We start from the raw sequence: 15902 nt of genomic DNA, 5'->3' as shown, positions 1-15902 counted from the left end.
CCCGCGCGCGAGCCGTTGAGAGAGGGGAACCGCCGCGACGGGCACTGGCCCTCGCTGACGCACTCAAACACTACTGGTCTACTCTCTCGGCTTACGGCGCAATCCGGTGACAACTTTAATGAACGCAGGTCAATGCGCGTCAGACCGGGCTCAACCGGGGCTGACGAAGCTTTCCGATGCTTACATCGGCGGCACCTTGCGGTACTTCTCGGCACCGCGACGGTGCATGCCTATGCCGCCGGTCGAATGGCTCGCCACCACAGCGGCATCATGACGAGACTGACCAGGGCGGCCAACGCGAGCGCCGCGCGCAGGCCCGCCTCAAAAGGGTGCAATGCCGCCAGCAGCGAGCCGAAGGTGGCGACACCCAGTGCTGCGCCCGCCTGACGCGCCGTATTGAGCACCGCCGCGGCGACGCCGGCGCGGGCCGCAGGGACCGTTTCCAATGCGGGTGCGGTTGCGATAGGCGAAACAACGCCCGACGCCAGACCGATCGCCAGCATTGGCAGGATCGCAAAGCCATAGGGCATGTCGCTCGTCACGAACCCCAACCCAAGCGCTCCCGCCGCGTAACCGCCAAAGGCCGCGATCATCGGCCGGACCGGGCCGAACCGCGCGGCGATTCGCCCGGCCAACAGACTGCCCGCCGCCACCATGACGGTCATCGGCAGTAGCGCCACACCGGTTTGCAGTGGCGAATAACTGCGCGCCTGTTGAAAGTGCAGGCTGACGACGAACAGCAGGCCGTAGAAGACGAAGGCGGAGGCCATCGACGCGCACGCCGAACCCGAGAAGACGCCATGGCGGAACAACCCCAGCGGCAACATCGGATGCGCGTGTACCGTTTCGATGCGCAGGAGCGCGGCCCACGCGAGGCAGGTCACGACAGCACCACTGACAATGACGGGGGACGTCCAGCCAAGGGTGTGTCCTTCGATCAACACGCCGACCAGCGTGCCGAGTGCCGCGATGCCGCAGGCGAGCCCCAGCAGGTCGACAGGCGCGCGCTGACCGGACGTGGCAGCGCCCCGGTCTTCCGCGATGCGCCACGCCAGCACCATGCCGGCGAGGCAGATCGGGACATTCACGAAGAAGACACTGCGCCAGTCAAACCAATGGATCAACGCGCCGCCCACGAGAGGGCCGGCGGCCATCGCAATGCCACCGAGACCGACCCATCGTCCGATGGCACGTGCCCGGGCCTGTGGGTCAGGGGTCGCGTCGCGAATGAGCTTGAGCGAGCACGGCACCAGCAGCGCTGCGCCAATGCCTTGCACCGCGCGTGCGGCAATCAGCATGTCAGTCGACCCCGCCAGCGCACATGCGAGCGACGCGAGCATGAAGAGCCCGAGCCCCGCGAGATAAACCCGTCGCGCACCCCATCGGTCACCCAGCGTGCCGCCTGTGAGCAGCAGGCTGGCGAACATCAGCGTGTAGGCGTTGACCACCCATTGGAGCCCTGCCATCTGCACGTCGAACGCGACGCTCAACCGTTCAAGCGCAACGTTGACGATGGACGTGTCGAGCAAGACCACGACATAGCTGATGCAGGTCGCTGCCAATACCCGGCGGCGCGCGGTGTTGGATGCGTCGTCGGCGTCGGCGCCGTGGGTGTTAACGATGTCGGGGGCGAGAACGGATGTGGCGTGTTCGATGCCGACACTGTCGGTGAGAGACAACTCGCGATGCGCGCGCATGACCGGCGTTCCAGTGAGGATGATGGCCGGAGTCTACGGGCGCGCGAGCGCGGGATGTTTCTACGCGTCGTGAAGTGTCGACGTCACTCACGCGGTGTCTTGCTACGGGGTTTGTCGTCACCGGCTACGCGGGCGTCGCTGCGCCCGGCGCACTCAGCGCGGCTTCGCTGCTACGGATGCGGTGAAGTCGGCGAAGCTGACCGTTCTTGCGCCACACGCTTCGGTGAGCTCGGGATCGTGACTGGAGAAGAACACGCAGCGATCTTTGCCAAGCGTGGTGAGCAGGTCGATCAACACCGCACGCGCAGCGGCGTCGAGGCCGTTGCCCGGCTCGTCGGCGACGATCACACGCGGGGCGCCGAGCAGCGTGGCACTGAGAAAGAACTTGCGACGCGTGCCCAGCGACATTTGCTCGAAGCGCTTTTCCATGTGCGGGGCGAGCCCGAAGCGGTTGCCCAGATCGAGCACGCTGTCATCGACGCTTACCTTCTTTTCGGACGCCACCATGTCGAGGAACGCGCGTCCAGTCTGAAACGGGTAGGCGAGACAGTCGTCCGGGACGTAAGCCAGTGAGGATTTGGCGGCGAGCGGTGCGTCGCGCAGCGAGTGACCGTCGAGCCAGACGTCGCCCGTATCGGCATCGATCGTCCCGGCGAGAATGCCGAGCAACGTTGACTTGCCGCTGCCGTTTTCGTCGCTCAGTGCGACGCATCCGGCGCCGGCGCGAAAGTGCAGATCTTCGAAAAGCGTGCGGCTGCCGAAGTGTTTGGTGAGATGTTCGAAGCGAAGCATGGAGGAGTCGGTGAGCAGATCAGGGAACAATGCAGTGCCACGCGACGGCGACCCAGAGCGCGGCGAGTGTGGCGCCGAGCAGTACCGATTGCCGTGGGACGTAGCGTTGCGGGAGTCGTAGCAAGGCAACCAGCGGCGCGCCACTGACGATGACGATCCATGCTTGAACGATGGAGATGGCACCGTTGATCGTCAGGTACGCCGGGCCGAGTGCAGCGAATGGCAACGCGAGCACGGCGATGGTCGTGATGTCGGCGACCGTCTGCGTGAATCGTCTGCGAGGCAGCGAATTCATGAAGTGCGCTGCGCGCTGATGGGCGGCGCTCAACTCGCGATAGTGCATCGCCGCCACCAGCACGATGATCGCCTGTGAGATCAATACCAGCGGCAGTCCACGCTTGTCGAATTCCCACAGTGCGGTGAGATAGACGGTGAGACCGACGGTCGAACCCATCAATAGGCAGCGGCCAAACACTGCGCTGGCGTGATGACGCAGGATGCCGATTTGCAGTCGCGCGATGGGAGGTAGCCAACCCTGCGAGCCTTCGCGCAGTGCATTGACTGAAATCACCGGCAGCCTGCGATGCGCGCTTTGCACGGGCGACGTGCGCGCGAGCGCCCACACGGCGATCAGCAGCGCACCGGTCAGCCCCGCATAGGCGGAGGCGCCCGTGAAGCGCAATCCCGCGATCAGCAGAAGATTGGCGGCGAACAGCGGCCACACGGATTGCCACTTGCGATGCAAGACCGCCAACTGCGCCGCCAGTGTGATGAGCGTCAGATCGAATACATACAGGTAATGCGTGCCGGGATGCGTCGCGAGGGCGACGACGGCCGCCACAACACTGAGCAGCAGCGGCGTGCTGGCCAGTGCCAATACCGCGAGATCGACACCGCGCTCGCGCCAGCCGGGGATCGGCAACGACCGGAAGAACGCCGCGAACTTGCCACCCCCAATCGCTCGGCGCTGCGCCAGTACCCACAGCATGCCGATGCCTTCGAGCGCATGAATCCACAGAAACTGCCACTCGATGCCGCGTGCCGGTGAGAGCGTGGCCAGTACCGGCGCGCCGAGAATGCGCGCTTGCGCGAAAACGGGCATCGACGGCAGCAGTAGCATGGTCACGAGACACAGCGCCTGCCAGTGTCTGAGCAACACTCTCGACGTTTCGTGGGCGTACCAGCGCAATCGAAGGATCAGCATGACAAGCGACGCGCGGCCGTGAGGATGCGGGTCATTTCAGATAAGTCTTGATGACGTGCAGCATCGGGGCCATTTCGGTCTCCCGCTGCGCCTGATCGGGTTCGTTGACCAGATGGTCGACGAGGTGGCCTTCGATGACGGCCGCCATCAGCCCGTTGACCGCGCCGCGAATGGCCGCGATCTGTTGCAGGATTTCGACACAGTCGCCCTCCTGATCCAGTTGGCGCTCAAGCGCCTGCGCCTGCCCCTGGATGCGGCGAACCCGTGCCAACAGCTTGTTCTTGTCTCGAATCGTATGCACGTCTGACCGCGCTCCTGTAGATGCCGGGAAATCCGTGAAAAAAATGCTAACACAAATATACTGGTGGGGAGTATATTGGCGGCAGTCGCCAGTGACCGTTTCGGGCCACTTTCCGACTCGTTTCGTCGAATGGCGACCGCGCTGTTCGATCTTCCCCGTCTGTTCGCGAGCTGTCTCATGACTGAATTCTCGACCATTCTTCAGCAAGGCAATGCCTGGCTGTTCATTCCGAGCGCGATCCTACTGGGCGCGCTGCACGGGCTCGAGCCCGGGCATTCCAAAACGATGATGGCGGCGTTTATCGTCGCGATTCGCGGCACGGTCGGGCAGGCAGTGCTGCTCGGGTTGTCGGCGACGGTGTCGCATACCGCCGTGGTGTGGGTGGTGGCGATGGCCGGCCTGTACTTCGGACGCGGCTGGGATGCCAACGCGTCAGAGCCGTATTTCCAGTTGGCGTCGGCGGTACTGATCGTGCTGATTGCGTGCTGGATGCTGTGGCGCACGTGGCGCGATAACGCTCGGGCCCGCGCGCACAATGCTGGCCACGATCACGATCACGATCACGATCACGATCACGATCACGATCACGACCACGACCACGATCACGATCACGCGCATCCGCACCCGCACGGCCGTGAACATGACCATTCGCACGATCACGGCCATGCGCCGGGGCACGTTCACACCGGGCATGTGCAGCATCAGAATCTGAGTTCCGTCGCCCACACCTATGCCCATGCGCAGCCCGCACCAGCGCGCGCAGTGTCGAGTATGGCGACGGCGGAATATCAGGATGCCCACGAGCGGGCCCACGCCCGGGACATCGAGAAGCGCTTTGGCGATCGCAACGTCACGACGGGGCAGATCGTGATGTTCGGTGTGACGGGCGGTCTCGTGCCGTGTCCCGCGTCGATTACGGTGTTGCTGCTGTGCCTTCAACTCAAGCGCTTCGTACTGGGTGCCGGGCTCGTACTGTGCTTCAGCATCGGGCTGGCCCTCACGATGGTCGTCTCCGGGGTGTTGGCGGCGCTGAGCGTGCGGCACGTATCGCGACGCTGGAGCGGGTTCGGTGAATTCGCGAGAAAAGCGCCGTATTTCTCGGGCGCGCTGATTATTCTGGTCGGCCTGTACGTCGGCTATCAGGGCGCGTCGCACCTCTGGTTCAACGGCTGAGCCGGGAATTCCTCTGCGTCGATTAGTGCATTCGGCAAACAAATCCTGTGCGGCGGGGCGGCTGTTCGACGCCCTGCCGCGTCCCTAGACTGGGAGCCTCGATTGTTTCCGATAGAGGATTCCGCACATGACGCACCTTCTGCTTCGCACGCTCAAACTGGCCGCACTGGGCCTTTCTCTCGGTGCCGCGACCGCTGGCGCGGCACACGCGTCTGATGCCCCTGCGCATCCGACTATCCGCGCGATGCTCGGCGCGACACCGGTGGACCATCTTGATCCAAAGCGCACGGCGCTCCTCGTGATCGATTTCCAGAACGAGTATTTCACCGGCCGCATGCCGATTCCCGACGGTGCCCGCGCGATGGAAAACGCCAAGCAACTCATCGCGTTTGCCGACGAAGCCAAGATTCCCGTGTTCCAGATTCAACACGTCGCCCCTGCTGGCGCCGCTGTTTTTGCAAATGACGGTGCAACGGTCGCGTTCGTGCCGGGGATGACACCGCGAGCGCACGACACGGTGTTGCAGAAGACGACGGTCAGTGTGTTTGCCAGCACCGATCTCGACAAACGGCTCAAGGCGCAGGGCATCGACACGATCCTGATCGCGGGGCTGATGACGCACGCGTGCGTGGCCGGCGCCGCACGGGATGCCGTGCCGTTGGGCTATACCGTCGTGGTAGCATCGGACGCCACCGCCACCCGGGACATCGCGCGCGCCGACGGCTCGCAAGTATCGAGCGATGCGTTGCACCGCGCGGCGCTCGCCGAAATCGAAGACACCTTCGGCGATGTGATGACCACCGACAGCATCCGCCGTCTGCCGCTGCGTTGATGGCGGCCCCGTTCCCGATCTGACCTGCACACGACGTCCGCCATGGATCAACTGCTGGCAATGCGCATCTTTTGCACCATCGTCGACGCCAAGGGGTTTTCGGCGGCGGCGGAGGTGCTCGGCATGTCGCATTCCAGCGTGTCGCGGCAGTTGAAGCAGACCGAGGCGTTGTTGGGCGTGCAACTGCTCAATCGCACCACGCGGGGTTTCACGCTGACCAGTGCCGGGGAGCGTTATCACCGGCATTGCCTCGATATCTTGTCGCGCGTCGATGCCATGGCGCATGCCATGTCGGGCGAGCGAGAACAGGTGAGCGGTGCATTGCGTGTGACGGTGCCGTTAGCCATCGGCACGTTGGAGTTGGCCGATTGGCTGCCGGCCTTTGAATCGCAATATCCCGATATCGCGTTGACGCTGTCATGCAGCGACCAGTTCGTCGATCTCGTTGCCGAGCGCTTCGATGTTGCATTGCGCATCAGCGCTGCGCCATTGGCCGATAGCAGTCTGATGGCGAAGTTGCTGACGACATCGGATACCGTTCTCGTCGCCTCACCTGCGTATCTCGCCCAACATGGTTTGCCGTCGGTGCCCGCCGATCTGGTGAACCATCGACGGCTCGCGTCCGTGCGGCCGGGGCAAGTGGCGGAGTGGTCGATCACCGACGCTGCGGGCGAGCCGCATCGTGTGCCGGTTGCGGGTGGATTCACCAGTGACGCGATTCCTGCGCTGTTTTCTGCGGCGCTCGCCGGTGCGGGCATCTCCGCATTCACCGAGCGTACGGTGCGAACCGAACTCGCCCGGGGCACGCTTGTCCGGGTGCTGCCGCAGTACCGCATGGGGGCGCATCACTACTACGCGCTGTATCCGCGTACGCGCCACGTCAACCCGCGAGCGCGGGCGTTCATCGACTTCATGGCGGTGCATTACGGCCGCCGGTAACGAGACATCGCCACCACGCCGAACGGCCGTTCAGCAGAAGATATCGACCGTTTGTGCGAGGAATTTGGCCACCGGGGCGAGCCGTGCTGCTGCCGAACCCACTGCCACCAATCCGTCCAAGAGAGCCATCCAGGGCATATCGACCTCCGCTATTCGGTTTCATCGGTCTCGCGTTTCGCGAGTTGATTCAACGATACCGGGCGGGCCGTTCCGTGCAAACTGAGACAAATCACAGTGACGGCCGGCTATGCCAGAATTGACGCCTCTGCCAGCCCGGCACCGCTTGCGCGAGGTGGCGGTGTTTTCGCCAGAATCGACATTCGCGACTGCCTGATCGACCGGATGAGCGCAGCGCGCATTCTGACCTGCGAAACAAGCGCTATCGCGCTATGCTTCGCGCGGCGGCAATACCTGCCGTCACCGCTTTGAGCCCATCACCGGAGTTTTCGCATGACGTTGACCGAGCTGCTTGTCCCCACGTTGTCGCAGATGCTGCGCGCGTTGTCTAATTGGCTAGATAAGGCCGCAGAATACGAACGCTCGGCGGGCAAAGACCCCAACGCGTTGATGACGTTGCGTCTCGCCCCCGACATGTATCCGCTCGCCGCCCAAGTGCGCTTCGTGAGCTATCAGGCGATGGAGCCGGCCTATCGGCTGCGCGGAGAAGCCGTGGCCGAGGCGGCGCTCGATGTGCAGCGCGAAGGCTGGAACGCCAACCAGAAGCCGGGCACGTTCGATGACGCGAAGGCTTGCCTTGCCCGCTCACTCGCGTTTCTCGACGCCCTGCCCCCGGGCGCACTCGACGCGGGCCAGGACCTCACCGTGTCGCTCGCGCTGCCGAACGGCGTCGTGTTCGACATGACCGGCGATCAATACGCGCGCGACTGGCTGCTCGCCCAGTTCTACTTCCATATCAATACGGCTTACGGCATCTTGCGTCACCACGGCGTCGAACTCGGCAAAGCCGACTACGTGCCGCATGTGCTGGCTTATCTGCGCCCGGGCACGGCACCGCAGGCATAAGCCATTAGCATCGCCCACGACCCCCTCACGCCACGCGCGCCTCACCGCCCATTACTCTCCGATAAGAAACGGCGGCCCGAAGCGCGTGGCGATGTGTTCGGTCGACTCGAACAGCTCACGCAGCACCTGACTCGTGCACGTGGGCTGCACATACAGATAGAACGCCACATCGGGTAACCGGGGCAGCCCGTCCGCCTCCGAGAGCACGCGCATATTGGCGTCGAGCAGTTCGGTGGTGCGCGCGGTGATGCCCAGCCCTGCACTGATCGCGGCCTTGATGCCCGTAAGCGTGGGCGAATGGAAGCTGGTTCGCCACGCAATACCGGCCGCATTGAGCCGTTCGATGGATAACCGCCGGAACAGGCTCAATTCGTCCGCCATGACGAGCGGCACCGGCTCGGCGGCATTGAAGATGAAGTCGTCCGCACAGATCCAGACCATCGGCGACGTGCGCAGCTTGATGCCCGGAAACCCTTCGTCATAGCGCGTCGAGATCGCCAGATCGAGCTCCTTGTCGCGCAACGCGTCCATCAGATGCGGGCTGCGCCCGACGATGATCTCGAGTTGCAACTCACCGGACAGCTTCGACAACCGGCGCAGCATACTCGGCAGTATCGAGTCGGCCACATCGTGCGGCGAGCCGATGCGCAGCTTTTCCGCGGGTCCGCGCGTGTGCATGACCTGCACGGCCTGATCGTTGAGCGCGAGAATCTTGTTGGCATACGCCACCAGCCGCACACCATCGGCGGTCATCGTCTTCTGACGGCCCTGCTTCTCGAACAGCGGGCAGCCCATTTCCTGCTCCAGCCGCTGCATCTGCTGCGTGATCGCCGACTGGGTGCGGCCCACGCGCGTGGCCGCTGCCGCAAAGGTTTCGTGCTGGGCAATCGCGACGAAAGTGCGCAGTAGATCGATATCCAGATTTCGCATGAGGTTCCGTGCCGATACTTCAGAGTTGCTAATGTATCCGGGATAAAAATTAAATTGTTCTTGCAGATTTTGGTCGATAACCTGCGTAACACTCAAGCAATATTTATGTGACCGAGGGCAGATCACTCCCCCGCTAATGGATCCCCTCAATCGGTCCAACCCAAGGAGACTCAGGATCATGTGGCAACGACACCTTGCAGCCGCGCTGTTCGCGACACTCGCCATGACGGGCCTCGCGCACGCCGACCAACTGGCTGATATCAAGGCGCGCGGCACGCTGGTTTGCGGCACGCAGAACGCCAGCGAGCCCTACGCGTTTCCCGATGCCGCCTCGCGCAAGATCGTCGGCTTCGACGTCGACGTGTGCAGCGCGATTGCCAAGGGTCTCGGTGTGAAGCTGGAGCACCGTGCACTGTCGACCGATGTTCGCATCTCCGAGTTGAAGACACGCCGCGTCGACGTGCTGGCCGCCGCCGTCGCATGGATGCCCGCACGCGCCGCACAGGTCGACTTCAGCGACCAATACTTCGTCGCCCCGATTCGCGTGCTGGTGCGCGCCGACTCGCCGATCCAGACGCTGGACCAACTCGCCGGCAAGAAGATCGCCGCATCCGAAGGTTCCAGCTCGGCGGCAGTCTCGGTCACGCGCCTGCCCGACTCCAACCTGCTCACGTTCCACGACATCTCGTCGGCGTTCCTCGCGCTGCAACAGGGCAAGGTGGAAGGGCTCGTCGCCGGTCAACTGATCTTGTCGCGTTTTGCCAGCGAAGCGGCCGCCAAAGGGACGCCGCAGCAATATCGTCTGCTGACCAAGCCGGTCTACGAAGAACGCTGGGGTGTGGTGACCAACAAGAACGAGCCGGCACTGATGGCGGCGGTCAACAAGATCCTGCTCGACTACGAGAAGACCAACGGCTTGCAGGACAGCTTCGACAAGTGGCTGGGCGCCAAGTCCGTCTACAAGTTCACGCGCGACTACAAGGTCGAGCCGATCAAAGTGCAGTAAGCGAGACGCCCTGCGATGTTCGATCTCTCGTTTTTGCTCGAAGACGGCTACCTGAAGCTGTTTCGCGATGGGGTGCTGACGACGCTGCGCCTGTTCGTGGTCTCGGGCCTGCTCGCGATCGTGGTGGGTGTGACGCTCACCACCTTGCGCGCCATGCCGGTGAAACTCTTCAAGGGCTTTGTGATCGTGGTGGTCGAGTACCACCGCAATGTGCCGGTGCTGGTGCAGATTCTCGTGTGGTACTTCGGCGTGCCGCAACTGCTGCCCGATGGCGCGCGTGACTGGATCAATGCCGGCAACACCGAGTTCTTCTTCGCGACGGTGGCGCTCGCGCTCAACGCGGGGGCGTTCATCTCGGAGGACATGCGCTCCGGCCTGCGCGCCATTCCCCACACCCAACAGGAAGCCGCGTGGTCGATCGGTCTGACGTATCTGCAATCGTTCCGCTACGTGATCCTGCCGCAAGGCATTCGTGCGGCGTTGCCCGCCCTGCTCAATCAGGCGTTGCTGCTCTTCAAGAACAGCTCGCTGGCGATGGCCATCGGCGTGCACGAATTGCTGTATCGCACCCGTCAGATCGATAACCTGACCTTCCGTACATTCGACGTATTTCTGGTGGCGACGATTTTGTATCTGATCGGTACGCTGGCCCTGATGGCGCTCTCCGAGCACTTTGCCAAGCGCCGTACGGCGCCGTCGGGAGTCTGAGGCCATGTTCGAGATTCTTCACGACTATCTCGCGTTGTTCCTCGTCGGCAGCTGGCCCAACGGCCCGCTGGGCGGCGTGGCGGTCACGCTCATTCTCTCGGCGCTGGGGCTGGTGATCTCGTTCCCGATTGCGGTAGCGATCGGCATGGGGCAAGTCTCGCCGTGGCGCTGGCTGCGCCGTGTGATCGGTGTATGGACGCGCCTCGTGCGCGGCATTCCGCTGCTGATGATCATCTTCTGGGCGTACTTCGCGGTGCCGTTGCTGGTGGGGGCCGAAGTCTCGGCGTTCACGACGGCGGTCTGCGCCATCATCGTCTACGAAAGCGCTTTCCTGTCGCAGATCGTGCGTGCCGGTCTGGAAGGCCTGCCGCGCGGCCAGATGGAAGCCGCGCGCTCGAATGGGCTGTCGTGGCTGCAAAGCATGCGCTACGTGCAGTTGCCGCAGGCGCTCGCCAACATGCTGCCGTCGATCGTCAATCAGTTCGTGTCGATCATCAAGGCGACGTCGCTGGCTTACGTCATCGGCGTGCCGGAGCTGACGTACTCGGCCGCGCAGGTGAACACGATCACGCTGACCAAGCCGCTGCAAACGTTCCTCGTGCTCGCAGCATTCTATTTCGTGGTGTGTTTCGCCATCTCGCGCTTCGCCGGCTGGCTGGAGCGTCGCATCGCCCGCCAGCGCGCGGGGTTGGCCTGAGCACGTGAAGCACTCAAGTATTCAGAAGGAGAACGCGGCCATGACCATGCTCGCATTCGAGAATGTCCAGAAGTACTACGGTGAGCATCACGTGCTCAAGGGTATCGACGCCACCATCAACCGCGGCGAAGTCGTTGTCGTGTGCGGGCCGTCGGGCTCGGGCAAGTCGACGCTGATTCGCACGGTTACCCGGCTCGAAGCGATTCAGCAGGGACGCATCCTGTTCGAAGGCAAGGACGTGACGGCGCGCGACGTGAAGCTCAACCAGTTGCGTGCGCGCATCGGTTTTGTGTTTCAGAGCTTCAACCTGTTTCAGAACCTGTCGGTGCGGCAGAACCTGATTCTCGGCCCGACGAAGGTGCTCGGCATGTCGCGCGATGAAGCCACGGCGCAGGCCGAAGCGCTGCTCGCGAAGGTGGGCCTCGCGCACAAGATCGATGCGATGCCGGCCAACCTCTCGGGCGGGCAACAGCAGCGCGTGGCGATTGCGCGCGCGCTGGCCATGAAGCCGCCGCTCATGTTGTTCGACGAGCCGACGAGTGCGCTCGATCCGGAGATGGTGCAGGAAGTGCTGCAAGTCATGCGCGCCCTCGCCGACGAAGGTCTGACGATGATGATCGTCACGCACGAGATGGGTTTTGCCCGCGACGTCTCGAGCCGCGTCTGGTTCATGGATCAGGGCGAATTGCTCGAAGACTCGCCGCCAGCAGAGTTTTTCAGTCAGCCGAAACACGCGCGTGCGCAGCGGTTCCTGCAAGACGTGCTGCGTCCGCAACCGTTCGTGAGCGTGCCCCGCGACGCGGTACCGGCCTGATACCCCATAACGATAAAACACACACGCGACATTGCCCCAGTCAGATGTTTTCGGGCACATCCATAACAAAGCTTCACGGAGAACACCCTCACCATGTCCACGCAAACTGAACAACGCCAGGCCGTCGTGGCCGATGCCATCGCCGCAATGAAGGCCGCACTGGCCCCGGCGGGCGAAACGCGCCCGGCACTCGCTGCCGTGCTCGAACAGGTCAAATCGCTCGCCGCGCGCACCGCGCTGTGGAACGACGCCGACTTCCCGCCGCCGAACGACGGCGAGCTGCAAGCGCGCTATCTGATTCACGAAGATGCTGATCGCACCTATGCGCTGTATCTCAACGTGATGCGCCCCGGCAAGAAGATCACGCCGCACAACCACACCACGTGGGCGTGCATCGCGGCGGTCGACGGCACCGAATACAACTACGTGTATCGCCGCACCGACGACGGCGCGACGCCCGGCGTCGGCACGCTCGAAGTGAGCGACACCGTCGTGGTCGATCCGGGGCATGGCATTGCGCTGGCCTCGGAAGATATCCACGCCGTGGAGATCAAGGGCGAAGCCCCCATTCGCCACCTGCACATGTACGGCCGCGCACTGGAGACGCTCACCGAGCGCATCACGTTCGATCTGGATAAAGGCACGTATCAGGTGATGGACATCGGCGTGAAGACACGTCGATAAGCGCGCCGCTAAGCGCAAAAACTCACCGATAGAAACCGCCGCCTGCGTGGTGCACTGAGCGCCAAGCACGGAACGCAGCACCGGCCGCGGTAATTCCTGACGGCGCGAGCGAATCTCGCGCCCCCCGCATCACACCGCCCTGACCGGCGGTGCGGGATCGCTCATCCCTACGTTTCGGCAAACGCCGCGACGAACTTCGAAAACTGACGCTACGCTATGACCTCGTTCACTCCTTCATTCGTGCCGGCCGCCCAGCTCAAGGACTGGCTGCACGACGGCGCCGAGATTGCCGTCTTCGACGTGCGCGAGCACGGCCAGTACGGCGAAGCCCACCTGTTCTACGGCGTGACGCTGCCCTACAGCCGCCTCGAACTCGATATTCCTCGGCTCGCGCCGCGCCGTGATGCGCGCGTGGTGGTCTATGACACCGACGCCACAGTCGCCGTGGAGGCAGCCGCACGTCTGGCGGCGCTTGGCTACACGAACGTGCATGTGCTGGAGAACGGCACCCAAGGCTGGCAACAGGCGGGGTACGCGCTGTTCGCCGGTGTGAATGTGCCGTCGAAGACGTTCGGCGAACTGGTGGAATTGGCGTATCACACGCCGCGCGTGACCGCGCGCGAACTCGCCGCCATGCGCGAGCGCGGCGACGAGGTCGTGATTCTCGATGGCCGCCCCGTCAACGAATATCTGAAGATGACGATCCCGTCGTCGATCTGCTGCCCGAACGGCGAGCTGGGCTACCGCATTCGCGAACTGGTACCGAACCCGCAAACGCCCATCGTGGTGAACTGTGCCGGGCGTACCCGCAGCATCATCGGCGCGCAGACGCTGATCAATCTCGGCATTCCGAACCCGGTGATGGCGCTCGAGAATGGCACGCAAGGCTGGTATCTCGAAGATCTGCCGCTCGAACATGGCAGCACGCGCCGTTATCCGGATGCCGTCGCGCCGTCGAATGTCGCGCAAATGCAGGAAGCCAGCGACGCGTTGGCCGAGCGCTTCGCCGTGCCGGAAATCGATGCTGCGACGTTTGCCGAGTGGGCTGCCGACGCGTCGCGCTCGCTGTACCTGTGCGACGTGCGCACGCCGGAAGAATTTGCCGCCGGCACGTTGCCGGGCGCACAGCACACGCCGGGCGGCCAGTTGATTCAGGCGACTGACCAATATGTGGGCGTGCGTCATGCCCGCGTGGTGCTGTTCGACAACGACGGCGTGCGCGCACCGATCGTCGCGAGCTGGCTGCGTCAGTTGGGTCATGACGCCTGCGTGTTGCGTGATGGGCTCAACAGCGGTGTGTCGCTGGCCGCCACGACGCCCGCGTTCGACATCACATTGCAGGAGATCGACGCCGCAGCGCTCGCCGCGTCGTTGGCCGACGACAGCGTCACTGTGGTCGACGTGCGTCCCAGCATGAGCTACCGGCGCGAGCATATTCCCGGATCGAAATGGGCGATTCGTCCGCACCTGCCGCAGTTGCCGGCAGCGCATAATGTCGTGCTCGTGGCCGATGAGCGCGGCGTTGCCGAACTGTTCGTGGCCGACTGGCGTCGCGCCCATCCTGCCGACTCGCGCACGTTCTCGCTGCTGGCTGGCGGGTTCAAGGCGTGGACGGCGGCGGGCCAGCCGGGCATGAGTACGCCCGACCTGCCGGTGGATGCCGAGTGCATCGACTACCTGTTCTTCGTGCACGACCGCCATGACGGTAACAAGGCGGCCGCGCGTCAGTATCTGGCGTGGGAGACGGGCCTGCTCGCGCAACTCGACGAGCAGGAGCGTGGTGCCTTCCGCATTGGTGGCATCGGTGGTATCACTGCCTCTGACGCCGCGAAGTAATTGCAGTGCCTGTGCGTGCGCGGCCCGGTCGCGCACGCGACGAATCCGACCTGCCGGTCATTGCCAACGCCCTGATCATGTCCCGACAAACGCCCCCCCAACGTCTTGCTACCCGTCTTGTGAAGGGCGGCACGCATACCCCTGTCGTCGGCGGCCGTGCCGTCAACCCGCCCGTGGTGCGCGCGTCCACCGTGTTGTTCGACTCGATGGACGACCTGAACGATGCCCGCCGCCGTCGCAGCACCGAGCGCATGTTCACCTACGGTGCGCGCGGTAATCCGACCGGCTTCGCACTGGAAGACGTGGTGGCCGCGCTCGAAGGCGGCTATCGCACGCGGCTCTTCCCGACCGGGCTGGCCGCGATCTCGATGGTGTTTCTCGCCTACGTGCGCCCCGGCGATCACGTGTTGATCGCCGACTGCGTGTACCAGCCGCTGCGTCATTTCGTTGAGACCTTCCTCAAGCCGTGGGGCGTGCACGTCACCTACTTCCGCGCCGATGGCAGCGATGTCGGCGAGCATATGACCGCCCGCACGAAGCTGGTGTACGTGGAAGCGCCGGGTTCGCTCGTCTACGAGATGTGCGACATCCCCGCGCTGGCCGACCTTGCTCACCGTCACGGCGCCTTGCTGGTTGCCGACAACACTTGGGGATCGGGCGTGCAATATCGTCCGCTGATGCTGGGTGCGGACGTATCGGTGATGGCGGCGACGAAGTATCTGAGCGGGCACTCCGACGTGATGATGGGCACCGTCACTACCACCGAAGAAGTCTGGCAGACGCTTTCGACGATGGCCGATGCGCAGGGCGTGGCAGTGAGCCCGGACGATGCTTATCTCGTATTGCGCGGTACGCGCACGCTGGCGGCGCGCTTGCAGATGCACGAGCGCCACGCGCTGGAAATCGCGCACTGGCTGGAGAGCCAGCCCGACGTGGCGCGTGTCTTCTGCCCGGCCCTCACATCGCACCCCGGGCACGCCCTGTGGCAACGCGATTGTCTGGGCACCAACGGGCTGCTCTCGTTCGAGTTCGCGAACGCGACCGCCGCACAGGCAGACCGCTTTGTCGATTCGTTGACCCTGTTCGGTATCGGCGCGTCGTGGGGCGGCTTCGAGAGTCTGGCGACGGTGTCGAATGTTGCCGGCACGCGCACTTGTGAGGACTGGTCGACGGCGGGTCCGATCGTGCGGCTGCACATCGGTCTGGAAGACCCGCAGGATCTGATGGACGATCTCGCCGCCGGATTCGCGCAAATGTCAGCGTAAC

The 15902-nt window shown here is 63.8% G+C and carries 16 protein-coding genes; 11 read left to right on the top strand and 5 right to left on the bottom strand.

All coding sequences use genetic code 11. From position 1 onward, the window contains the following. Nucleotides 1-230: 230 nt before the first annotated feature. The 4 genes from CDV44_RS22345 to CDV44_RS22330 all read right to left on the bottom strand — a co-directional run bounded on the left by CDV44_RS22345 (nt 231) and on the right by CDV44_RS22330 (nt 3994). Entirely contained in the window at nt 231-1697 is a 1467-nt protein-coding gene (locus CDV44_RS22345) for an MFS transporter (protein WP_087690579.1), read from the bottom strand. Nucleotides 1698-1850: 153 nt separating this feature from the next. After that, nucleotides 1851-2489 (bottom strand): ABC transporter ATP-binding protein, encoded by a 639-nt coding sequence (locus CDV44_RS22340; protein WP_087690578.1) that lies wholly within the window; start codon nt 2487-2489, stop codon nt 1851-1853. 19 nt (nt 2490-2508) lie between these two features. Then, the gene (locus CDV44_RS22335) at nt 2509-3693 is read right to left on the bottom strand and encodes a hypothetical protein (protein WP_141118787.1); all 1185 of its coding nucleotides are present in this window, start codon (nt 3691-3693) and stop codon (nt 2509-2511) included. A 31-nt stretch (nt 3694-3724) separates the two neighbouring features. After that, a complete protein-coding gene (locus tag CDV44_RS22330) occupies nt 3725-3994 on the bottom strand; it encodes a metal/formaldehyde-sensitive transcriptional repressor (RefSeq protein ID WP_058376673.1) in 270 nt (89 codons plus the stop codon). A gap of 177 nt (nt 3995-4171) precedes the next feature. Between CDV44_RS22330 and CDV44_RS22325 the strand changes: the two genes are divergently transcribed. The 4 genes from CDV44_RS22325 (at nt 4172) to CDV44_RS22310 (ending at nt 7961) form a co-directional block, all read left to right on the top strand. Beyond that, complete coding sequence (locus CDV44_RS22325) at nt 4172-5167, top strand: nickel/cobalt efflux protein RcnA (protein ID WP_087690834.1); 996 nt, start codon at nt 4172-4174, stop codon at nt 5165-5167. Between the two features lie 127 nt (nt 5168-5294). Then, entirely contained in the window at nt 5295-5999 is a 705-nt protein-coding gene (locus CDV44_RS22320; RefSeq protein ID WP_087690574.1) for an isochorismatase family protein, read from the top strand. A 42-nt stretch (nt 6000-6041) separates the two neighbouring features. Beyond that, nucleotides 6042-6938, top strand: coding sequence for a LysR family transcriptional regulator (locus CDV44_RS22315; protein ID WP_087690572.1), 897 nt, complete (start codon nt 6042-6044; stop codon nt 6936-6938). A gap of 450 nt (nt 6939-7388) precedes the next feature. Then, nucleotides 7389-7961, top strand: coding sequence for a DUF1993 family protein (locus CDV44_RS22310; RefSeq protein ID WP_087690570.1), 573 nt, complete (start codon nt 7389-7391; stop codon nt 7959-7961). 51 nt (nt 7962-8012) lie between these two features. Here the strand turns inward: CDV44_RS22310 and CDV44_RS22305 are convergent, their stop codons facing one another. Continuing rightward, a complete protein-coding gene (locus CDV44_RS22305; protein WP_087690569.1) occupies nt 8013-8891 on the bottom strand; it encodes a LysR substrate-binding domain-containing protein in 879 nt (292 codons plus the stop codon). 178 nt (nt 8892-9069) lie between these two features. Here CDV44_RS22305 and CDV44_RS22300 point away from each other — a divergent pair, with 178 nt between their 5' ends. The 7 genes from CDV44_RS22300 (at nt 9070) to metC (ending at nt 15901) form a co-directional block, all read left to right on the top strand. Then, the gene (locus tag CDV44_RS22300; RefSeq protein ID WP_087690567.1) at nt 9070-9897 is read left to right on the top strand and encodes a transporter substrate-binding domain-containing protein; all 828 of its coding nucleotides are present in this window, start codon (nt 9070-9072) and stop codon (nt 9895-9897) included. A gap of 15 nt (nt 9898-9912) precedes the next feature. Continuing rightward, the gene (locus CDV44_RS22295; protein ID WP_058376681.1) at nt 9913-10605 is read left to right on the top strand and encodes an amino acid ABC transporter permease; all 693 of its coding nucleotides are present in this window, start codon (nt 9913-9915) and stop codon (nt 10603-10605) included. Nucleotides 10606-10609: 4 nt separating this feature from the next. Continuing rightward, on the top strand, nt 10610-11302 hold the full coding sequence (locus CDV44_RS22290; RefSeq protein ID WP_058376682.1) for an amino acid ABC transporter permease: 693 nt from the start codon (nt 10610-10612) through the stop codon (nt 11300-11302). Nucleotides 11303-11348: 46 nt separating this feature from the next. Continuing rightward, nucleotides 11349-12116 (top strand): amino acid ABC transporter ATP-binding protein, encoded by a 768-nt coding sequence (locus CDV44_RS22285; RefSeq protein WP_140413303.1) that lies wholly within the window; start codon nt 11349-11351, stop codon nt 12114-12116. Nucleotides 12117-12209: 93 nt separating this feature from the next. Then, entirely contained in the window at nt 12210-12800 is a 591-nt protein-coding gene (locus CDV44_RS22280; RefSeq protein ID WP_087690563.1) for a cysteine dioxygenase family protein, read from the top strand. A gap of 216 nt (nt 12801-13016) precedes the next feature. Continuing rightward, entirely contained in the window at nt 13017-14636 is a 1620-nt protein-coding gene (locus tag CDV44_RS22275) for a rhodanese-like domain-containing protein (protein ID WP_087690561.1), read from the top strand. 77 nt (nt 14637-14713) lie between these two features. Further along, on the top strand, nt 14714-15901 hold the full coding sequence (metC, locus tag CDV44_RS22270; protein ID WP_087690832.1) for a cystathionine beta-lyase: 1188 nt from the start codon (nt 14714-14716) through the stop codon (nt 15899-15901). Nucleotide 15902 lies beyond the last annotated feature (1 nt).

The sequence above is a fragment of the Pandoraea sp. PE-S2R-1 genome (assembly GCF_002179865.1).
GTDB lineage: Bacteria > Pseudomonadota > Gammaproteobacteria > Burkholderiales > Burkholderiaceae > Pandoraea.
This window is presented reverse-complemented; position numbering and strand designations above follow the sequence as displayed.